This window comes from Lelliottia jeotgali (assembly GCF_016771845.1).
Classification (GTDB): domain Bacteria; phylum Pseudomonadota; class Gammaproteobacteria; order Enterobacterales; family Enterobacteriaceae; genus Enterobacter; species Enterobacter jeotgali.
This window is the reverse complement of record NZ_JAENMQ010000011.1, coordinates 94,173-115,828: the sequence shown is the minus strand read 5'-3', so window position 1 is coordinate 115,828 and position 21,656 is coordinate 94,173. Positions and strand designations below refer to the sequence as shown.

21 protein-coding genes are annotated in these 21,656 nt (G+C 43.3%); 9 read left to right on the top strand and 12 right to left on the bottom strand.

The genetic code is table 11. The features are described 5' to 3' along the window. Nucleotides 1–15: 15 nt before the first annotated feature. Both JBO43_RS18195 and parM read right to left on the bottom strand, forming a co-directional pair. On the bottom strand, nucleotides 16–732 hold the full coding sequence (locus JBO43_RS18195) for a hypothetical protein (RefSeq protein WP_202668486.1): 717 nt from the start codon (nucleotides 730–732) through the stop codon (nucleotides 16–18). 14 nt (nucleotides 733–746) lie between these two features. After that, nucleotides 747–1,790, bottom strand: a complete 1,044-nt coding sequence (parM, locus tag JBO43_RS18190) for a plasmid segregation protein ParM domain-containing protein (protein WP_202668485.1) — start codon at nucleotides 1,788–1,790, stop codon at nucleotides 747–749. A 321-nt stretch (nucleotides 1,791–2,111) separates the two neighbouring features. Here parM and JBO43_RS18185 point away from each other — a divergent pair, with 321 nt between their 5' ends. The 6 genes from JBO43_RS18185 to JBO43_RS18160 all read left to right on the top strand — a co-directional run bounded on the left by JBO43_RS18185 (nucleotide 2,112) and on the right by JBO43_RS18160 (nucleotide 8,223). Next, a complete protein-coding gene (locus JBO43_RS18185; protein WP_202668484.1) occupies nucleotides 2,112–3,059 on the top strand; it encodes a metallophosphoesterase family protein in 948 nt (315 codons plus the stop codon). After that, the gene (locus tag JBO43_RS18180) at nucleotides 3,056–3,877 is read left to right on the top strand and encodes a hypothetical protein (protein WP_202668483.1); all 822 of its coding nucleotides are present in this window, start codon (nucleotides 3,056–3,058) and stop codon (nucleotides 3,875–3,877) included. Before JBO43_RS18185 ends, JBO43_RS18180 begins: the two co-directional genes overlap by 4 nt. Continuing rightward, on the top strand, nucleotides 3,874–4,392 hold the full coding sequence (locus JBO43_RS18175) for a hypothetical protein (RefSeq protein ID WP_202668482.1): 519 nt from the start codon (nucleotides 3,874–3,876) through the stop codon (nucleotides 4,390–4,392). Before JBO43_RS18180 ends, JBO43_RS18175 begins: the two co-directional genes overlap by 4 nt. Nucleotides 4,393–4,394: 2 nt before the next feature. Beyond that, the gene (locus JBO43_RS18170) at nucleotides 4,395–4,781 is read left to right on the top strand and encodes a hypothetical protein (protein WP_202668481.1); all 387 of its coding nucleotides are present in this window, start codon (nucleotides 4,395–4,397) and stop codon (nucleotides 4,779–4,781) included. Between the two features lie 1,190 nt (nucleotides 4,782–5,971). Continuing rightward, entirely contained in the window at nucleotides 5,972–7,225 is a 1,254-nt protein-coding gene (locus tag JBO43_RS18165; protein WP_202668480.1) for an AAA family ATPase, read from the top strand. After that, a complete protein-coding gene (locus JBO43_RS18160; RefSeq protein WP_202668479.1) occupies nucleotides 7,222–8,223 on the top strand; it encodes a ParB family protein in 1,002 nt (333 codons plus the stop codon). The genes JBO43_RS18165 and JBO43_RS18160 overlap by 4 nt, the downstream gene beginning before the upstream one ends. A 449-nt stretch (nucleotides 8,224–8,672) precedes the next feature. Here the strand turns inward: JBO43_RS18160 and JBO43_RS18155 are convergent, their stop codons facing one another. The 10 genes from JBO43_RS18155 to JBO43_RS18110 all read right to left on the bottom strand — a co-directional run bounded on the left by JBO43_RS18155 (nucleotide 8,673) and on the right by JBO43_RS18110 (nucleotide 18,205). Continuing rightward, a complete protein-coding gene (locus tag JBO43_RS18155) occupies nucleotides 8,673–11,351 on the bottom strand; it encodes a TraC family protein (RefSeq protein ID WP_202668478.1) in 2,679 nt (892 codons plus the stop codon). Between the two features lie 8 nt (nucleotides 11,352–11,359). Continuing rightward, on the bottom strand, nucleotides 11,360–12,304 hold the full coding sequence (locus JBO43_RS18150; RefSeq protein WP_202668477.1) for a TraV family lipoprotein: 945 nt from the start codon (nucleotides 12,302–12,304) through the stop codon (nucleotides 11,360–11,362). Between the two features lie 9 nt (nucleotides 12,305–12,313). Next, entirely contained in the window at nucleotides 12,314–13,060 is a 747-nt protein-coding gene (locus JBO43_RS18145) for a thioredoxin domain-containing protein (protein ID WP_202668543.1), read from the bottom strand. A gap of 101 nt (nucleotides 13,061–13,161) precedes the next feature. Beyond that, the gene (locus JBO43_RS18140; protein WP_202668476.1) at nucleotides 13,162–13,659 is read right to left on the bottom strand and encodes a transcriptional regulator; all 498 of its coding nucleotides are present in this window, start codon (nucleotides 13,657–13,659) and stop codon (nucleotides 13,162–13,164) included. Nucleotides 13,660–13,667: 8 nt separating this feature from the next. Beyond that, complete coding sequence (locus JBO43_RS18135; RefSeq protein WP_202668475.1) at nucleotides 13,668–15,032, bottom strand: TraB/VirB10 family protein; 1,365 nt, start codon at nucleotides 15,030–15,032, stop codon at nucleotides 13,668–13,670. Continuing rightward, nucleotides 15,019–15,483 carry a plasmid transfer protein HtdO gene (htdO, locus tag JBO43_RS18130; protein WP_202668474.1) on the bottom strand — a complete coding sequence of 155 codons (465 nt, stop codon included), beginning with the start codon at nucleotides 15,481–15,483 and terminating at the stop codon, nucleotides 15,019–15,021. The genes JBO43_RS18135 and htdO overlap by 14 nt, the downstream gene beginning before the upstream one ends. A 2-nt stretch (nucleotides 15,484–15,485) precedes the next feature. Further along, entirely contained in the window at nucleotides 15,486–16,703 is a 1,218-nt protein-coding gene (locus JBO43_RS18125; RefSeq protein WP_202668473.1) for a type-F conjugative transfer system secretin TraK, read from the bottom strand. 2 nt (nucleotides 16,704–16,705) lie between these two features. Next, the gene (locus JBO43_RS18120; protein WP_202668472.1) at nucleotides 16,706–17,476 is read right to left on the bottom strand and encodes a TraE/TraK family type IV conjugative transfer system protein; all 771 of its coding nucleotides are present in this window, start codon (nucleotides 17,474–17,476) and stop codon (nucleotides 16,706–16,708) included. Between the two features lie 10 nt (nucleotides 17,477–17,486). Continuing rightward, on the bottom strand, nucleotides 17,487–17,804 hold the full coding sequence (locus tag JBO43_RS18115; RefSeq protein ID WP_202668471.1) for a type IV conjugative transfer system protein TraL: 318 nt from the start codon (nucleotides 17,802–17,804) through the stop codon (nucleotides 17,487–17,489). A 47-nt stretch (nucleotides 17,805–17,851) separates the two neighbouring features. Next, nucleotides 17,852–18,205 carry a pili assembly chaperone gene (locus JBO43_RS18110; protein ID WP_202668470.1) on the bottom strand — a complete coding sequence of 118 codons (354 nt, stop codon included), beginning with the start codon at nucleotides 18,203–18,205 and terminating at the stop codon, nucleotides 17,852–17,854. A 243-nt stretch (nucleotides 18,206–18,448) separates the two neighbouring features. On the opposite strand from JBO43_RS18110, the gene JBO43_RS18105 reads away from it, so the two are divergent. From JBO43_RS18105 to JBO43_RS18095, 3 genes are all read left to right on the top strand, one after another. Continuing rightward, entirely contained in the window at nucleotides 18,449–19,549 is a 1,101-nt protein-coding gene (locus JBO43_RS18105; protein WP_202668542.1) for a ParB/RepB/Spo0J family partition protein, read from the top strand. Between the two features lie 77 nt (nucleotides 19,550–19,626). Continuing rightward, nucleotides 19,627–20,505 (top strand): hypothetical protein, encoded by an 879-nt coding sequence (locus JBO43_RS18100; protein ID WP_202668469.1) that lies wholly within the window; start codon nucleotides 19,627–19,629, stop codon nucleotides 20,503–20,505. Nucleotides 20,506–20,795: 290 nt separating this feature from the next. After that, complete coding sequence (locus JBO43_RS18095) at nucleotides 20,796–21,644, top strand: hypothetical protein (protein ID WP_202668468.1); 849 nt, start codon at nucleotides 20,796–20,798, stop codon at nucleotides 21,642–21,644. Nucleotides 21,645–21,656 lie beyond the last annotated feature (12 nt).

Sequence of the window (21,656 nt, the reverse complement as noted above, 5' to 3'; positions counted from 1 at the left end):
TACACTGCAATCAAGTTACTTACTAAGGTTCCCTAATTGATTTAGGGGCTTTCGATTTCTTTTTACGCGCCGGTTGATTTCTGTCGAATCTAGGCGGTTCGGGCTATCCACCTTAGTCTCTTGCGTTGCATCTAAAAAATTCAACACTTCTGGTGTAGTTTCCTTCGTTAGATGTTCAGGATTTGTGTTGTTTTCACCCAGTCTTTGAGAACTTTCTGCTTTAACCGAATTTGTGACAGGCTGCGCAACTTCGGGTGACGACTCATTGCTCAAAATCGGCATTCTTTGTTTTAAATCAGTAGTTTTGGTCAAACTGGTAATACCAGTTTCATTTGCGACATACTGGCTACCCAGCTGCTCAGAAGATGATTGCCGAGCACTATCCAAAAGATTTAAATTAATTTTGCTCGCAATTTTCTCTATTTCGTCATCACTCATTGATTTATCTAATGACTTTTGGTCAGTCATGAGGTTAATGAAACTTATGACTTTTTCCAGGGTTAATCTATCACCGAGGGAACCAATGAAATTAGCCAATCCTGGCACGAAATTATTTAACACGATGCCGGTTGTAATGGAATCTCGTATTTCAAAAACCATGTCACCTTTGTTAGTGAATCGTTTATTCTTAAAATACTTATAAACATATGGCGTTTGCTTTTTAGAAAGCCAAAATGCCCTAATTTGAATCCGGTCACTTTGTTTATCAATATTTTTCAAATCATTATCCATTTAACCTTACCCTCTCAAGAGGCATAGACTGTATCAGCCATAGCTAGAGACAGAGCAAATTGTGGATCATCGACCATGATAATTTTTGAATTTGAAAAATGGCTTTCAACCGCAGAAGAAATCAAATAAGACCCCCCCCCTACCAGGAAAACATAATGTGGGTATTCTTCTACTTCACTGACTGCTTTCAAAACCTTAGCTTGAAGTTTACCAATAGCCTCTTGAACGGCTCCAAAGACTTCATCTTTAAGCTTTTCATTAACCTTAATCCCAGCAATATTATTGCGGTTTTCAATAAGATGCTGGATGAAAGCATTACTATTATTAAGATTGACTGATTCAAGCTTGCGGCGAATTTCATCGTATACGATAGAGCATCCAATACGATCATATCCACGCACTTTAGAAATTTGCTCAAGTTTTCCCGTAATACTGGCCACATCAAGCGTAGTACCGCCCAGGTCAACAACCAAGCTTACTTCAAACGATTCAAGCCCATTAATTTCTTCAGCCCGGGTTACAGCAGGTAAAGATTCAGGGAAAACAGTAACTGATAACACGTTGAACGAATGCCGAACACCATTTAAGTAGCGTTCAACAGGTTTCATGAGGTTGTCTTTTTTCCGTTGGATATTTTCATTATTTGTTTCTCCGAGTGAGGTATAGAACTGGCTCAGAGGCAGGGTCACGTAAAGATGCACATCCTGTGGCGTGATCCCTGAAGAATGAAGTGCATGATGCACGTTCAGACGGCTAATTTCATCGTACTGATGAGAAACGTCTGTCGTTTCAAGCGCGTTAGTAGCTTCGCTATGATAGGAGTATTGGCCTAAACCATCGATAAGATAGTTAAACGGGTTTGTCCCCTCATGCTTAACCCGGAATCCCTCAACAAAACTGTTATGTGTCAGCTGAGGCACCAGGTCACCATTCGCATCAAGGCTTACAAATTTCGCTGCTTTACTACCATCATCAATCACAACTTTTAAAGGTTCGGAAACTTGTTCTTTAATGTCCGTACCAGCCATAACGAGTTTTGCTTTTTGTAATTCTGTCATTTCAATTAACCCCGCAATTAGTTTTTTGTGTACGACTTCACAGCAATAGTTATACCTTATTGATTACTTAATGACAACAATTTGGACGCGCTAATTCACTGTAAGTGACTGTTATATTTGAATCTGTCCTTTTTATCTTTCATAAGCGATATATATTGGTTACTTAATGTAACCAGTTTGTATCGCAGGAATTATTGATTTCGAATCATTGATTTCACATTTAAATACTCAAAAATGCTTTAAGCCTTGGATCAACTGACATAGCAAAAAAAAAGCTCATTTTGCTCAGGTATGATTGATGAACTTCAACTAGGGGATGTTATGGCAGACGAGCATGTTCAGACTTTAGACCTAACTAATTTTTCAGGAAGAATTTTTTTTATTGCTGATATATATGCGCACTACTCATCTCTCTGTCATTTACTCAACTCAATTACTTCCGATAGCGATGAGGTTGTTATTTTGTCAACTGGCAACCTTTTCGATTACGGGCCGGAACCACTCGAATTAATAACGGCAATCGAAAGTAACTTTTTCGCAGCACGACATATTCATTTTTTTTCAGCGGCGGGTGCAGGTGAACTCATGCTGATGAAGCTGCTCCCGGAAAACCCCGACAGAAGAAAGTTCTATCCGAGCACTTTTGAAAACGAGCGTTGGGTCAGCCATGGTGGGAGTTGGCATAAAAACATAAATCGATACTATTTAGAAGGCTTGATCACCAGATTAAAGGCATCGCAGCTCCCTATTTTACTGCATGCCATTTTGCCAGGCTCCATCAGTGTTGGAGTCAGTGCTTCAGATTACTATCCTGTTAGAAACTCATTCCAAGACACATATAATGCATTGAAATCATTCAATAATATAAACATAACTAGCTTTCAGGGACAATTTTTCTATGGAATGGATCACTCAATCACTCCAAAAATAATTGAAGGGGTTAACTTGATGGTTCTAGGACGCAACCCAGTAAATAGCATTCGAAAAATTCATGATAAGCCATTAACCAATCAGCCATTAATAGTCGGAAACTCGCTTCATATAAACACAGGTTCGTTAGATTTTGATTCAAACATCAGGGATTCAAAAATGGCCCCGGGTATATCGGTAGAACATAACCCAGCGATTACATTAGTAGAACTAAAGACAATGAATAATCCATCGATAATGTCACATCAAATGACAAAGTTAAAAAATGGGTTAATGAATATCAAATCCACTTCATTAGACATCTTCTCTCCAGATAACCATGTGATGGATCAATTATGATTTTAATTAAACAGACTTGCGCTACACTGCTGGTTGCCTTTGTTTCCATGGTTTCAAATAGTGTTGTTGCCGACGATCAAAGTGCATCGCAACCTAGCACTGCTAAGCCGGTCCCAAAATTATTGACTCTGAAGGCCACCAAAGAAAATGGTGAATGGCTAATTAATGGGAGAAAATTGCCTATATTCAAGACAAGCCTCACTACCGAAAATATTTTAACAATCGAGAATGCTTCCAACGCAAGCTTTCTCAATTTAGTTATTCCCGCTTTATCATATTCAGCCATTGCAAAAAATGGGTTCCTATTTACTGCACCATTGGAAGTGAGTAAGGAGGATTCAGGCTCAAAAGTTCTTTGGCTTGAACCTTTATCAAAACTTACGATTGCATTCAGAAATGACCTTGGTGATACCCCACTTCAGGCAATTGTTGCAGTTACGAATAAAACCAAAAAGGTTTTGGCTATTTTCGGCCCTGATCAAGGCGGGAAATTCAAACTATCTGAAGCAATATCCCAGCATTCCAGCACTGACTATTCCAGTTACGGATTTAGTAAAAAACAGGTAATCCGGCCTAAAGATCATCCTGCCCAGGATTTGCCCACCGTCATTGGAACTGTGTTGGAGGGGGGACGAATGTTTTCTACGAGAACAATTACTAAAAAGCAACAGTTTCAATTCTCCGAACCTGTTTACGTGCTAGAACAAAACAGAGCAATTGGCGGTAGCAAATTTTGGACGAAAGAACTTTTTTCTCACTCCGGTGAAAACGTTTATTTTTTAACAGCCGGTAAAACAATTGTTATTGGTGTGAAATGAAAAAAATCGGATTTATTTTAGCTCTTGCCTGTCTATCCGGGTGTCAGAGCATTGAATCAAGGATTAGCCATCTGCCTTCAATTGATTTTGATTCCGTGAAGGTGGGAAACTCTGCTTCTCACGTGGATGGGAAGGTATCTTTTCAGGTAGCGAGTGCGGGAACTGAAGCCTGGATGATTGTTAGAAATGGCACACGTAATTTCATTGAATTCAGTGGGCTTAGCCTTGCAGGTAGTCGCTGTACGTATTCAAGCAGAAACAAATCGCTTGTGTCGCCTGGTACCGTTGAAACATACAGATTACCGACGCTCGGGCTATTAGGTTTATGTTTCAATAATGAAGATCAATCTCATTTTATAAATCAATCTTTCAGCAATATTTCAATCAAAGAAGAAAGCACTGAATCTCTGCAATTAGACTTTATGGTCTCGTATAACAGCCCAGGTATGCAGCCAACAAAAGCTGTCAAATTCACTCAAACATTTTACTTGAATTTTATTGAACCGGAGAGTTAATTATGAAAAATATACTACTATCTTTGATTTTTGTTGGCTTTCTTGCTCATTCCTATCCATATCAAATAATCTCTCAGCCTGCGGGAGCCCAAGTTAAGAATATTTTAACTAACCAAGTACTCGGTAATACTCCTATACAAGTTGAAGTGAGCAGTACTGAGGCGGGGTCGACATTCGGTGTTTCAATGTTTAGGCATGAGAATGTTGCTATTAAAATTTTCACTGTCCAACCTAGCGCTGAAAATAATTTCGCCGTCGCAGGGCCTGATGTGGCCACAATGGCATTGCCAGGTAAATCACCGTTGAAGGTCACGAACGATGCTAATGCTTCTGTTGTTTATCTTGAGCTAAGACCCTTCATGTCAGAACCTGTTACCAGCGTACAGTAGTAGAACACTATCTGTTGGCGCTTCTAATAGGGCGTCAACAGGTAAATGTAAACTCGTCATTCATATCAAATGCTTCTCCCAAATTATTTTCAAACTGTCGCGTTCACATTAAGCGCACTGACCATTGATTTAACCCCCTTAATCGCCAGCCAGCCCGGGCACATAAAGCACGCTCCCTTACGATTTAACCCCCTTAATCGCCAGCCAGACCGGGCACATAAAGCACGCTCCCTTGCGATTTAACCCCTTAATCGCCATCCAGCCCGGGCACATAAAGCACGCCCCCTTACGATTTAACCCCCTTAATCGCCAGCCAGCCCGGGCACATAAAGCACGCTCCCTTGCGATTTAACCCCCTTAATCGCCAGCCAGCCCGGGCACATAGGGCACGCTCCCTTGCGATTTAACCCCCTTAATCGCCAGCCAGCCCGGGCACATAAAGCACGCTCCCTTGCGATTTAACCCCCTTAATCGCCAGCCAGACCGGGCACATAGGGCACGCTCCCTTGCGATTTAACCCCCTTAATCGCCAGCCAGCCCGGGCACATAAAGCACGCTCTCTTTCGATTTAACCCCCTTAATCGCCAGCCAGACCGGGCACATAGGGCACGCTCCCTTGCGATTTAACCCCCTTAATCGCCAGCCAGCCCGGTCACGTAGGGCACACTCCCTAGCGATTTAACCCCCTTAATCGCCAGCCAGACCGGGCATATAAAGCACGCTCCCTTGCGATTTAACCCCCTTAATCGCCAGCCAGACCGGGCACATAGGGCACACTCCCTTGCGATTTAACCCCCTTAATCGCCAGCCAGCCCGGGCACATAAAGCACGCTCCCTTGCGATTTAACCCCTTAATAACCAGCCAGACCGGTCACGATAGATACAGTACGCATCGATTAAACCACTTAATAGCCACCCTTCAAGACTAAGTGAAAGAAGAAAGTTTGCGATTACTTCCATATTCTACAAAAGCCTTTGTTTCAAATCTTTAAAAAACCTAAACGAAATTACTTAAAACCGAGCAGCAAACGCGATAGCGGTTTGTGCTTTAAACATGTAAACTTTACGCATATGCACTAGATTTACGCTTTATACGTAAACTTTACGCATATGCGTAAAGTTGCCATACTATACGTACTCTGAATCAAAATGCGTTTAAACTCAGTAATAGAGCAATGGAGCCTGACAGTATGAATCTGATTGAAAAAATTGCCCTTGTTGGCCAGCGAATGAAATCGGAACAAATCTCACTGAAAGAATCGTTAACGATGGCTTCACGAGTCAATGTTTCAGATGACAGCGTCGATGGCGTTGACCGACTTATTTATAATCACTGTCTTAACAAAAAAAGCCTTTCTGATATTTTCGGTATGTCGCGAGTGACCTTTAATAAAGTCATTTCTGACTTAGAAGCAAAAGGCGTGGTGAACGCACCCATTTTTCAGAACAAAAACCATCTTTATACACGCTGGGATGTCCAGAATATTATGGAAGCCCTCGATTTCCCGCGATACAGCGATGTGTATACAAGCAGAGCTATCGTGACGCAGAACTATAAAGGCGGGACGGGAAAGAGCACCACATCAGTCGCTCTAGCAGTTGCATCGGCACTGGACCTACAATTGAACGCCAAAGTTTTATTGATCGAGTGGGACCCTCAAGGCTCAATCGGAAGCAATATGATTCAGAACATCCAGGAAGATGATGTTTTTCTCACAATCGTTGATGCCATGCTCGGGATTTACGAAGAAAATTCCGAATATAAAGAGTATCTCGATATGGGTCATTCTGAAGAAGATATAATTCGTAATATGCCATTTACGACCCACCTTCCTAACCTCGATATCATTACCGCATTCCCTACTGATGCCCGCTATAAAGATCACTTTTGGCAATGCTCAAAGGAAATGCGCACTGAACTCTTGTTGCGGTTTAAGGATGTCATACTTCCAGTTCTTAAAAAGAAATATGACCTGATCATTATGGATACACCACCTGAAGACTCCCCGATAATATGGGCTGCTGATGAAGGTGCCGACGGCATTCTAGTTGCAGTTTCACCGCGTGAGTACGATTATGCTTCCACCACTGATTTTATGCTCACTATAAGCGAACGTTTTAAACAGTCTCCAAGCAAAGGGGAGAATCTGAAATGGTTTAAAGTCTTGGCGGTCAATGTCGATGACAAGAGTCCATACGAACGAATCGTCTTGGATAAATTAGTTCGGACTGTCCAGGACCTGTTTATGACCACCAACATCAAAAACTCAGAGGCGTTTAAGGCAGCTGCATCACGTGGACGCTCTGTATTGGATATCAAAAAGTCAGAAGAACTCTGTCCTCCCAAACAGCTTGATATAGCTGAGGACTCTGTTAAAACCGTTTATCATCAATTTATTAATGAGATTAAAAGCTTCTCTGTAAAATCCCGGGAGGATGCATGAGCAACGAACAGCACATTGGTAGTGACAAATCCCGCTACGTCAGCACTCCTAAGCGCACAGAGATAAGACATGCATCTGGACTTGGCTCTCTCAAAACTAATGCACCGGCAAAGAGGTTTTTTAACCTCAATGCAGGAGAGAAGGTCGAAGCCACGTTTGTTTTGGTCCCGGCTGCGAACGTGCAGGCCACCACAGTCGTTCATCCATTAAACCCACGTAATCAGGAAGCACTAAATCCTGATGCTGTACGTGACATTTTGGAGCAAATAAAAGCACGAGGTGTTGATACTGAAGGGATTGCAGTAAAGCAAAATGATGTGTACTTGATAATTGAAGGGAGTCGCCGCCGTTACTGCTGCATTCAGGCAAATAAAGACCTGCCTTTGTGGGTCCTGCCTGAAACCATCACGGAAGACAACATCAGATCTATCATTGCTGCCACCCAAACATCACGAAAATTTTCATACCGGGAAGTTGGTTTGCAGTATTTGAAGATTATGCAGGAAAATAACTTTACTACCAATGAAGAGCTTGCTGCTTTTCTTGGCATGACGCACGTATCTGTTTCGAAGCGAACTCAGGCGGCTCATATTGATTATTCTTTAATTGAGCTTTTCCCTGATTGTGAAGCCATTCCGAATTCGTATTACGCAAAATTATCAAAATTTCAAAAATACATTGAGAGAAACAAATTCTTTATTGATGACGTTGTATCCAAAGTTAAATCTGAATTAAGTCAGACTGGCGACCTTGATATTGATGACGCACAAAGATTTGTCATGGATAGAATTCAGCAAGCAGTAAATAATTTAGATGATGAAAATCCAAAGAGCACATGGACAACTTGTGACCTAGCTGAATTTGAAAACAAAGATAAATACGCGAGAATTAGTACGAATAAAACTGGCCGAAAAGTTAAAATGGAATTTAATAGAATAAGTGCAGATAGTATGAAGAAAATAGAGGAATTCATCAAGTCTGTTTTATTGAACAATTAGTAGATTCATTTTAAAAACCGTGCTTTTGGCACGGTTTTTTTAACCTTTTGCTGTTATTTCGTTTTATTCCTATACAGGCCATTTCAAAGTACTTGTTGTTATTGTGTTTCCATATCGATTACCTAATCTTTCCTATCCCTTTGCACCCCCAACGAATCATCCATTATGGTTCATTTATGTAAACAAACTGGTTACATAATCAGCCAATTTTGTATCCCCATCATGCAGAAGTGCGCCACTTGAACATTTCTCATTCAATATGCAATCACTTTGGTTGCACTTTGTATTCATAATGATTTTGATACGCGTACAAATTGATGCATTAAGCGCAACTGGGATGATATTGGGATTTCAATTATTACCTAAAACCTAAAGGGACTCTGAAAAATGGATAAAAAAACGGCCACTGAAGGCCGTTTATCTATTTTAGCAATGCCATAATGCTAAATTTACTCTGCGACACCAGAGATTTCACGATTGTAGAGGATCTCAATTGCTTCACCATAACTGCAATTGAATTCTTCCTGAATATCCCAAAGTTTTTTTCTGTCTGTAGAATCCGTCGTAAAGCAGAGTTCCATTTTGCGGTCCACATAAAGACGGGCAATTTCCTGGTAGTTTTCAAACCGTACAAGCATTTCGGAAAAAGACCCTTTTACAGTTCGGATATTTTTCATACGCTCATACTCGGCATCGGATGTTGAAAAGTATTTTTTGGCTTTCATCGCTTCAATACTTTCTTTCTCCTGTTTCATGATAATCTTCCATGGTGAGTTTGCAGTAAGTGCTCGTCCCACCGATGAAGAGAAATAGTCCTCAAACGACTGAGTAATACAAATACCTGCACAGTTCGTTTTTCTGAAACGACGCCATGCGGCCTCCAGGAATGAAGAAAAGAACTGGTTTGCGTTGTTACCCGCACCATTTGAGTCATCAGGGCGTATGTACTCCCATGCTTCATCAAGTATGAATAGTCTGCGTCGGCCATCTTTTTTAATAAACATGGCATGTTGTGCAGCTTGAATGATAGACATCAAAACAACTGTTTGGAGGTGAGGTGTGCCCTTTAACTCTTCGAGCTCAAGCACGACGAATCGGCTGTCAAAGTTAATGGGCGGAAGCGTTTCTGTGAATCGGTGGCCATAAATTCCGCCATCGCACCACGATCTTAGCTGATTGCCCAAATCTCGGATACGCTGGTCTTCGTGGCTTAAACAACGTTCAGCAAAACCAGTGATCGAACCAGTTTTCCCTAATTTTTTTGATTCGTTGTACTCTTCGGCAATGAACTGGAGCATTACCGACTGCTGGAAATCACTGATTTGTCCGGTCTCTGACGCCATGATTTTAAGCTGGTTCAGAACCATGATCGTTTGTGAGACTTTGTCTTTCTCTGAGTCTTGTGACGTTTGCTCGCTATCATATTCAGGCGCATTCGCAAAGGCTCGCTCGTCCTGTACTACATCCGTAAGGAATGCGAATGGATTGAGTGTAAAGTCCGGACTTTTACCGAAATCGATAAACTGACTGTTACCGTATTGTTCGGCAATACCCTGGTAAGAACGACCGACGTCAACAACAAATACTTGGGCGCCATCAGGGTCAGTCGAGTTGTAGTCATTGTTTCGAAGATGCTCATAGGCTTGCCTGAAATGAACCAGATTATTTGCCCGTGGGCCTGCCCCGAGATAATTGTTTATCAGATAGGCCGTCCAGAACGATTTACCAGCGCCTGACGTTGCTCCGATGACCATATTGTAACTGGCTGACGTTTTGAAAATATCCAGCCCCATCATTTGCCCCTCACGCGAAACAAGAGACAAGACAGGTCGGTCAGTGTTGCCTTTCCAAGGCCCGAAAATAGGTGACATATGCGCTGCACCTAGATTACTTACGACATCAAATCGGTCCAGATCGTGTATTGTTTTGGGGTCATTACACATCGGCAAACATGACATTAATGATGGGAACACTATGTAAGAGTCGTCTGCGACGTTCACTCGGCTTTCCAGATAAAATGAACGCATCTGGTCAGCAGCTTCACTGACTTCCTCCTCACTATTTCCCATTACAGTAAACGTCAGGTAGTTATGAAGAAGTCTTGCCCCGTCTTCAAGCTCACGTGTCACGGCCATGTAATCATTATCCATGTCTTTTAAACGTGGACAGAAGGTGACTACTGAAGGGATGCTGGCCTGTTTGTTTGTGACCGCTTTATATCGCACATTTTCTTTCTTCAATTTCAATGGATCAGCGAATAAAACAGTTTGAGTTATCATGAAGGGGCTGAAGATTGTTTTCCGACCGTGCAACCAGTTTACTACCAGCTCATACATACAGCCAAAGTTGACGTATTCCGGAAATTTAACCACCGACAATTGCTTAAAATAGCGATGCTCTGTTTTATCGTTGCTCAGTGTCGTTGAAGAAAAGTTTCCTTCAGTCACTTTATACTGGCGACCTGGTACGTTTAACTGTTCGTTGAGCCGCCGGAAGGTGTTGACTTCAACGGCCCCCTCTGACCAACGGGAGCTCTGCCCCGGATTAATCAGCTTATCGATGCAATAAAGCCAGCTTTCGGCATTTGCGCAAAAAGCAGGCATGCCCATTGTCAGCAATTTACTTTTTATGTCGGAATAGAGGGAGTCTATTTTTCGATGTTCCAACTCCGTGGGCAATGCGCCTTTTAAGGGAATTGAGAATGAAATCCAGACTTGAAAATCTCGCAACGAAAGCGAGTCATGGCCCGGTTTGAGAGGTTCATGCATACTTCTCTCAAAATAGTCCAGTTGGTATGCGTTAAGGAGGTCTGTTTTCTCTTTATCATCACCTGTCATTCGTCCCCCACGGACGGAAGACCAGGCGCTTAATTGCAGAGTCAGATCGGGCAGGGCGGTCAGAGATACTTGGCAAATGGTGTCATTCGGGAAATCTATTTTGAACAATTCAGCCAATACGTCCTGCTGATTATCGAAAACACCCGGCGATGGGTTACAAATAAACATAAACCCTAGTCGATTGCCATCGATCAGGAAGTATGGCGTATCAATGAGTTGGTCAAATACTGGGACATATCCTCCGAGTTGGTGGCGAGCCAAACCATCATTATATTTCTTTATTGCTTCCATATTGGACCTCAGAGTTGTCTTACGACGCCATTAGGGGAGACCGCTTGTGTTGCTCTCTGCTGCTGCTGCATGTTCTCCCGGGCTGCATCCTGAACTTCAAGCGGCACAATTCGTGCTGGGTTGGCTGTTGAATTTTTACCGGCGATCCAGGTCTGAGGTTTAACGTTTACGTAAACATATCCGGGCAAGTTAAGCGCGTCATTGTCATCCGTATAAGGTGCGAACGTGATGCGCATGACTTTACCCTGCTGGAGCACAGCGAGAGGCTCTGGTGCGACCACGGCCTGCTTATAACCCTGACTTCTGTATTGCTGTATCTGCCCCGAACTCAAAGTCGGATTCACCGGCTGGCCATTGTTTTTTGAATAGAGATCTCTTCCGGGCGCAATGTCTGAATTGGGGGCAATGTATCGAGGCACAGGAGCAGGCTGATATGGGCGCACCGTTTTATCAACAATTTCAGCAGCCGGATGGTTGTACGGGTTAGCTGATGGCGTTGTGGTTACATAAGAGGAACCATTTTGTACGCGAGCAAAAACTGGCGTACCGGTGATAGGGCGCGGCGAAATCGTTGAGGTTGGCGCTCCATTTTTCAAATTCTGTTCGTACATAACCGGCAACTCGCCAGCAGGTTTCAGTGCCGTTTTGGTATATGTAACGGGCTGGTTTAGTAGTACCGGGGATTTTGGATATTTAATCCCTCCCGGCGGTGTTATTTGGGTAGGGTATTTACCGTCGTTGGCATTGCCACCATTCTTTCCCATATCAGCTTCCCCCCCCGAGCTGAAGAGATCATCCCGGTTGTTTGTCAACTCCATGACTTCGCGGGGCCCCTTACAGATGACACCTTTTTCGATCCCCGGGCATTCCGACTCAGAATTGCCGATACAACCGGTCAGATAACTGGAAGCACCAACGACAAGAAGAGCAAAAATTGATTTTTTAAAGTTCATACCGTGGCCTTATTTTGTATCAAATGGGTTTTTTAGAAGAGGAGTGATGGACTGTTTTAACCAGGCGTCAAAATCCCCAGGGACACCGTTACCCGCCAGGCCGTCTTCACGAACTACTGATGGCACACCCTGCAATTTATATATGCCAGCCAACATTAACGATGCGACTAATGGCTGGGCCTCGCACTGCGCAGCTTCTTTTTGTGATATTAAGCGCTTATTTACTTCGGTTTTATCTCCCATAATCCAGCGTAAAATATCAAGATTGTTTATTTTCCCTTTTTCCTTACTACACCAAAGCTGGCGCAAGTTTTCCTTTACTTCTGGCGAGGGGACCAGAACAATATCAACTCGGTACTTTTCCCGATTTTCGTAGAAATGCTTAACCAGTTCCTGGCAACCGTCGCAGTCGAGGGTAATAAACAGCGCGGCTTGACGGGCTAACTTAGGATTCCCGAGGGGAATAACAGAAGCTGTGTCTAGTTGAAAAGGTGCTTCACTAAGTTTAATGAAATAGCTTTTCCTAATTTCATCTACTGATAAAACAGGTGTTCTTTTGACAATATCAACGAGACTCCCACCTGTAATGGAATAGCGACCGTCTGTGGTAACTGCCATTAGTTGAGAGCGTTCGTCTTCAAAGATATACATGCCACCTGTTGGGATGTATATAGCATCATGAGGCTTATAATTTTTCATCTTTGACAGCATATTAGCCAAATCTGAAGAAACTCCGCCTTCTTTAGCCTTGGACATCAGTGCTGAAGCATCATTGTCATTAAAAACGCTGTCATCCGCCTGCACTCCCAGAGGGGAAAGCAACATCGACATTATCGCCATAGATAAAAGTAACTTTCTCAACGTGCCGCCTCGGTTTCGTCATGGGAGTCTATATCTGATGATGTTACGCTTTGAGAGAGCGTTTCGTTGTCGATATAAGTAACGATTTTAACCGTATTAGGAATTGAATAGGTCAGTGAATAATCAATAACTAAATAACCCTCACTACGATAAAATCGCATTAATTTTGAGAAATATTTCTCGAATCGGGCACTTGGGTTTTCATTATCTCCCGATGGTCGGGTGTTTTTATAAAATTCCTTTTTTAACCCGGGCATATCCAGTACGGCAACTTTGGTTGAGTTTCCAAAAGCCGAAGAAAAGTCGATGCTCTTTATCCCTTTGTAGCCATAAATGCACACCGCTATCAGGACTCCGAACACAATAATCCAGCGAAGTGCCTTTTCCACATCGATTTCAAAAGCTACTTTTTTGGGGATTTTAACACTGCCAATTCTGACATCACTGTCGACGGCTTTAATTTCAGGTAAGTCTTTTTTCTGTTCTTCGCTCATAGATCACCTCAGCGGCTGACTAAGTTCGTAGGGATCGTTGCACCAGTTTGCACGATGAACGTGATAGCACGGCCAGGGCTTACTTCAACAATTGGCCACTGCTGTTCAGCTAAGGAGGTATAGTAGTCAACAAGGCGATTTAACCCCCCAGTAGCTGCACCCGATCCTGCCAAAGCACCCAAAGCACCGAAATTAGGTGTCTGGTACTGAGCCTGTGAATTAGGGTCAATATTGAGGGAAGAGACCTTGCTAGGACTCAGACTTCCTGCCAGTGCCGATAAGCCGCCAGCAAATGCCGACCCGGCAATTGCATTGCCATTTCGACTGATAAGAGTGCCGCGAATGCCGTTTTTGCCATCATTTTCGCTAACTGCATACGCTTCAAGTTTTACATCAAAAGCTTTGCCTTTGGAGTTCACACAAGAAATGGAAGTAGCCCGAATATATGCCCGTTGCGAAGCAAGATCGCCAACAGCGGACCCCATAAGATTGCAGTCCCGTAAATCCATCGTGAAGTTGTTTGGCATAATAATGTCTTTCTTTATGCGCATCGTGACAGGCATGGGTTCAGCCTTAGACGAGAGGCTCGTCGGAGCTTCCAGTCCGTTGATTAACACACCCGTAATAATCGACGTTGCCGGTAAGAATTGTTCGTCCTTTCTGGCAGCATGCCGAGCCTTGCTGTCAATTGGGGTCGTGCCGTCAGCTCCATTACCTCTTTTTGAAGCATTTGAGGTGTTACCATCGACCTTTCCTTCCCGAATCCTGCTCTCTGAAACTGGCGTAACCTGAATGACCCCATCATTACCACTGGTCTTGATTGACCGCTGTGTAATGGTACGCATTGGGTTATTGCGAGTTGGCTCTATTACGCCGTTACCTGAAAATCGGTTGTTGACCGGTGAGTTGTTATTTAGCTGATACGGGGCAGGGGTTTGCTCATTAACCAGTTGCTGAGACCCACGTGGTTCTCTTGAATCAAGGCTACGATTACCGTTACCCCTGTTATTTTGCATATCACTCAGCTGTTGCGTTACCTGCTGCAATTGAGACTGTAACGTAGCCATCTGAGTTTTAGTTTCCTGCTGGGCTTTCTCAGCTTTTTCCCGGTCATTTTTAGCTTCGTTTTGGTCTATACGGTTTTGCTTAATCATTTCGTCATAGACTTTTTTGCTCTCGTCACTGCTCAGTTTATCGGCTTGCGTATCATCGATAAGCATATTAGTGACCATATCTTTTTTCTGTGTTTTGGTCTTTTTCTTTTCGGGTGTACTGAATATTGACTGGCTGATGATATAAATCAACGCCACAATTACCACACCCATCGTGCAGTATCGGAATGATTTATTTTCCCAAGCCTTATTTAGTTTCATATCCCGCTCCGCTTTGAGGTGGTAACAACCGTTTTATTTTAATACTTCGTTCCGCTTGAGACATTTGCGGGACTATATAAGGAGTCCCGGCGTGAACCCAAGTATCATGGCTTTCATGTGAATTCATTACTGAATTTCCGGCATGGTGACCAATTCCATCTAGCTCATTCTCTTTCCGGATTTGGGTTTTGCTGTTCAGAGCACCATTATCATTTCTGCTATTGGATGCAGGGCTTCCAACAAACTTACTTTCTAGTGTCGGGTCATTTAATACGACAATAGGTTTTTGATTTGTTGAATTTGCTACATCTTCTTGCCAGTACTCCGTTGGAATGATTGTCACAGAGGCTTTTGGTACATAAGTCGTTATGTAATAAAGTCGCGTGACACCAAAAACTGCTCCACCGAATGAGAGAAACAGAAGGAGCTTTAAAAAAGCTACTTTTCTCATCCTTATCTCTTAATTAAGCTTGGCCGCGTAGTCACCCGAGATTCACGCTCTTTGAATAATTTATCCCGGACTATATAGAGTTCGGTTTCTTCACCCGGTTGTAAAAATGCCTTGTCAAAAATGGCACTCGCAATAACACCGTCAGTCACACACTGCTGGTCAGGTACGACCTGACTGTAGGGCTGATCATTTTTTACCAAAATGACGTCAATAAGCTCTCGGGCGCCCACTAGGCGCTGGCCAAGTTTTGCGTACATGTTGAAATTGCATGGTGATTGTTCTTTCGCGGGAATTCTGGATAGCCTTTCTTCCTGAAGACTGAAACCTGACGGCACTTCACCAAGCGCTACCGGTGTGAGGATATCGATAACTCTCTGCTTGTGATCGTCTTGTTTAGGGTCACTTTGCTGCATATCTTCTTGTTGGGATTTTTCCAGCATTTCAGCGTATTGCTGTTGGTCCAGGGAGGTTTCTCGTTTCTCCTTCATGTTCGGACTCAACGAAGTCGTTACAGATATCATTGCCCCCGGCACATCCAGCGGTACCAACGTCAGGTTGTAAGTTGATTCAGGGACAGCATCTTCGGACAGCATGATGCCAATGGGCTTGTCGGTATTGGTCGAGATGAAAACATCTCCTCCGTTTACAAAGATGTTGGCATCTTTTTCTGACGTCGATGTACTGACTGAAGCATTTTTAAAAGAGGTTGAAATCCTGTTCTGCAAACCACGGGATACGGGTAAAACAATATTACCTCCCGGTGGCACATTTACGCGCTGTACTTCCCGGTATCTATTCCGGGCTTCCTCGTACAGCTCATCTGCTTTAGAACCTCCACCGGTCCCCTGTACATTTTGCTGGGCAACGGCACGGCCATAGGCATCTAATTGGCCAGATTGCTGCTGTGCTGTATAGCCCGGTAGGGTAGGGTTCTTCTCAAGGGCACTTGTGATCGCACTGACAGCCGGGGAACTGTTGCTTTCTTTAGAAAGTGTGACCGTTGGCAGGTCAGTTGTCGGCTTCGGTTGCTCGGCGGCCTGAGTTTTCGGCGCGATTGATTCAGTCATAGCATTTTTGAATGAGTCAGCTCCAACCGGCATTACAACTGGATTATTGATAGTCGCAGGCAGCTTATATTCATCAGCGTTTACCGCATGGGACGTTGCCAGTAAAATAGCCAAGGCCAAGGTACTAAATTTCGAAGTGTTGGATAATTTCATGACTATTTACCTGTCGACGGTGGCGGGTTATCCAGTGTTGCCAATTGCTCTTTGCCATTAACAGTGATTTTTTTGATGTTTGGCGTACCAGCGTACTGGTTTACGTGAGCAATGCGTGGACGACCGTTTTTCATACCGATCACCCATTCAAACGTCCATTTTGACGATTCTGATTTGTCTGGCACATTTAAAAGCGTTGTTGTTTTTGTGCCCCAGACATAGACCATATCGTTTTTGGGATCAAAGTAGATATCGTTAGCACGGAATGTCTGATCCACGCCACGAGCTTGCATAATACTGATTTGGCTTTCCAGAGCCTCACCTGTCTTAGCCTGGAGTTCCGGCGATAACGAATCCAGAATGTAATTCATTACGAACTGGATATTCTTAGGGTTTATATTCCCAAGCATGGTGCTGTAGAACATGGCCCACTGAGTCTTGTAGGATTCAGAAGCTTTATTGCCAACCAAAGTAACTTCTTCCGTCATATTAGGTGGCGTCACTATCGTGACTGGATTTGTCAAAAAGACGATTTTTATCACTAAAACGCCGATAATTCCTACACAAACCAAATTTGTCGTGACGATCCTGCTGCTGCGCGTAATCAGCTCGCTATAAGCTATACCAGCACCAGACTTTTGGGCTTCAGGACTGAAATTCTTTTTGGCATCAAAAAAGCGGCCTGAAAATAAGGATTTCCCTTCTTTTTTATCATTCCCATCGTCTTTTTTATTAGACCCAAGTGCAGTCTGCAATTTTTTCAAAATATCCAAAACCGACTCCTTAGGAATATAGATTTCTGATAAATGGATCAGTGAAATACCGACTATTGAATACTGATTTACCTGGGAAAAAACCCAGCCACCACATTTTATGTCTGAGAACACCTCTAACACCGAGCTCCGCAGCTTTGTTGTAAGCAATCCAGTAAAAAGCAGCAAGGCAGGTCGCGAGAGTAAAGCACTCGAAAATATTTCCAATAGCTAGTAGTAGAAATGCCACTCCCAGCTTTTTGGCATCCCAGAAAAGAATAAGCAAAGGCATATTTACACGGTAGGGAAACCGGTAAGTGTGTTTTGGGATATTTTGTTGCTCAGACATTTTTTTCCAAAGAGGGGGCACCCCCCCTCATCGCAGTGAAGGGGAGATTAAAGGGCGATACCTGCATCCATAAATGTGCTGATGATCTTCTCGCCATTCGCCATTACCAACATCATGAATGCTGAAACCAGAGCAATGCCCGGGTTCGGCTTGATGATGGAAAAGTAAAAAGCAGAGAACAGCATGGCTGCTGCCATGATTTTACCCGGGGCACCAGTCATACTTTCACTCATATATGCCCAGACATCGCCCAAAGCACCATCATCAGAACCCGCATAAGATAACGAGCAAATGCAGAGACTCATAATAAGGCACAGCACAACTTTCCCGGCCTTTGATTGAATGAATCGTTCAATTGCATTTTTATCGGTATTGATACCGTGATTCAACGTCAGTTCCATATTCACTCCATTAAGTTTATTTGGGATGGGTCTATTGCAATTGAATGATACTTTTTAAATCCCCCTGGCGATTTCACTAAACCCCATCATTTTTCCTGCATAGCACCTCGCATTCTGTCAAGACCTACCATGTCAGCAACAAAAGTAACTTTATGGCTGGCAGGGCATTTTTTGCGATTTGGTGCAGCGGGATTATTAGGTTTCAGATTGCACTTTGTAAGATGGTCAAAAAAGGAGATCAAAATGGCCCAAGACAAGTACCAAATCGTACAGATTGACCCACTTTCTCTTGTCATTGAAATTGGCTTTAACCCCCGCGAGGCGGTTATTGGCAATCTTGGCTATGAGCTGGAGCCCGTCAAATCGACCATAACAGCTATTAAACAAGCGTATAAAGAAGGTCGCCGCGTTGACCTGATTAAAGTTGTTCTGAAAAATGGCCAATATATTGTCCGTCAGGGGCATTGCAGAACCCACGCTCTTAAACTGGCACTCTCAGAAGGCGCAGCCATTCCGAGCATTTCTGTCATATTGCTCGCTTATGATAATGAGATTGAGGAATATCTAGAGAATGTTGATGGCAACCGGAGTAATGGACTTAATCCGGTCAGCCAAGCGCATGCACTATCACATGCAGTAAAAATGGGTTATTCCGTCGAGTCTCTGGCCCAGCGCTATCAGCGGTCAACTACTGCGATTCGTAATATGCTCAAGATCCTTGAAATGCCTTTTGAACTGCAACGCTTAATCAGCATGGGGGAAATTAAAAAAACGTTGGCCATTGAAATTATGCTCAGGTATTCAAACGACCATGAAAAAGTATTGGCGAATCTTAAATCACACCTTGATATTGCTGTTCAGCCAGTCACAACCACAAACCCGGTCAACACCACAATTGTGAGTGACAGCGTATGTGCGGGTGAACCTGTAATGAGTGCCAACAACACCAAAGAGGATAGGGACGATAAAGGTAAGAGCCGGGTTCAGCAGAACGTTACGAAGTCGGTAACGCGTTCTTCATTAGGCATTAAACGACTGTCGCAGAAGAAAACCGAGCGTCTTAAATCTGGATTCCTGTCGCTGACCACTGCACTTACCCCTGATACTTACTGTAATGATTGTGTAACTCAAGTTAAGATCAGTAAACAGCACAAAGACTTATTCTCTGGTTTGGATGAGAAATACGTCACAGATGATGGTAATGAGCTGAATTTGAGTTTAAGCGAGAGCAATTTAAAAATTCTTCTGGCAATTTTAAGTGATGAATCAACTGTCATTGTTATACCTAAATCTAGCATCTCAGAATTAAACGAAATTCGAGACATGCTGATTTCTTCTAATTAGCCTGGGGTGAAAAATGACTAAGTGTAAATTTTCAGTAATTGAAACACACAAGTCTCTCCTTATTACCAAGGAGGCTCTTGAGAAAAATATTGTACTTATCAATGCTGGTCATCGGTTTGATAACAATGAGGGTGGACACAACGAATTTGTTGACACTATTCAAAAGTCACTGTCCATTGTTAACCAACGACTCAAGGATCTCGAAAAATGACAGAGATTTTTTTACCCACGATTACTTTTTAATTCCTTCTTCACTTAAGGTTTATGAAGAAGAAGGACGCTTTTCCGCATACATTCAGCGTGAGTGCCCGAATTGCGTTGTACTCCCTTTACCCAGTAAAGATTGTAGTATTTGCCTTGGTTCTGGTACTGCCGCACCTGAAAAGGAGCAATTGATAAAATTTATCAGCCCAAGCATTTTTGAGGATCTACCGACATTTTTGAATTGCCCCGATCTTGAACACTGGAAGCAGTATAATGCTAAGGCACTAAAGTTACTTTATGAAGATGGATCAGACTTTGCTTCTGGCTTGAAACGTCAACTGGACGCAGGCTTGTTTCTTACCACAAGGCAATTGCAGAGCTTTAAGACCTCGTTTGGTCAAGGTTCTGAAACGCCTATTGTAGTTAGGAAACATGTGGCCGAAACGCCTTTAACTTCCTGCACTGATATTCACGTGATCAGACGTTATAATCCAGGGGATGTAGTTAAGGTTATTATTGCGTTTACAGAAATTAGGGCACAGTATTCAAAATCAAGCGGTTCTAAGTTCTTTACCTATACGGGGATGACTAACCTTGGCGGATTCGCATTCACTGATAAGAGCCAGGATGCCGTTGAGTTGGGTGAAAGCTACACGCTTACAGGGAAAATTCGGCACTTTTTCACTTACGACTCGACTTCCTATGCCATCACATCTGTAGCCCGTCTGACGCGGAATGCAAATACAGCCTGACGTAGCAGGCTGTTATTCTGGCACTGTCGTGCCGACTCACTCACGGTAAACCAGGCTACGCACTATTCTTAACCGATTTTTCCATGCCCCAATAAAACTTTCATTTTTTTAGTCGGCCATTCTATAAATAAAATATTTTTTAAACTGATAATCTAAATAAAACAGACTATTTATTATTTAACACCCACTTGCCTGTAGATCAGACTGCCTGATTTTAAATTCTGATTAGTCTCGGACCAGGACAGGTATATCAGTGCTTAGTGGGGGATAAGATATTAGCGGAGGATGTTATGCAAAAAGATCTCACGTTTGGATTTATTGCCAAATCAATTAGATCTTCTGGTAAGTCTGCTCAGCGAAAAATCACAATCCCACCAGACTCTGGAGTATTCCCGCCGGTCGCGATGGGTAGTGACTTCTCCTCCTCAGTGTCCTTAAACGGCGTCCAGCTCCAGCCAGTATGTCGATATCCATTCTTGCAGTTACTGATGCATGCCCATAATCAGATCCGCGCCAAGGCTCACATTGTTCATGATGACGTTAGTTTTGCCGTAAATATAAAGGCCAATGACTGGCTTAGCCGTTCCCGACTTACATTTTCAGATTATAGTTCGATGCGAAACAGTGAACGCATGGGGTTAATTACCCACGGTAACATTGAGGAGCTGTTGATCTGCCTTTCAACAACGCTCGCTGAATACGCCCCTTATTACAGAAAGCGTCACACGTTCAGTTTTCTATTGGCATTCTCGTATTCTCAGGCTTCTGATACATACACCCTGACTTTCCCCCTTCGGCTGCTGCCGATGATTGATATTACCGGCGATCTCATCCAGACGTATCTGACAGAGCGACTTTTAAAGCGCAGGGCCATCCTCTATCCGCTTTATGACCATTTGCGAAAAGCCAATCGCACTGCGTTTCGGGTGTGTGAGCTGACAAAATATTTAGGCCCGGGCCGTGAGCGAGTCAGAATTATGCCTAATCTCATCTGTCTGGCTGAGATGGGGCTAATCCAGTTTGTCAGCGACGGGAGAGGGGAGTCACGCATCATTGAGGAGCTGGAGATTATCCCTTATGCGCAGCGGGCACTTAACGACGCACTCACAATCGAAGAGATATCTTCCGCAGCTGCCTGAGGTTCATTTTGA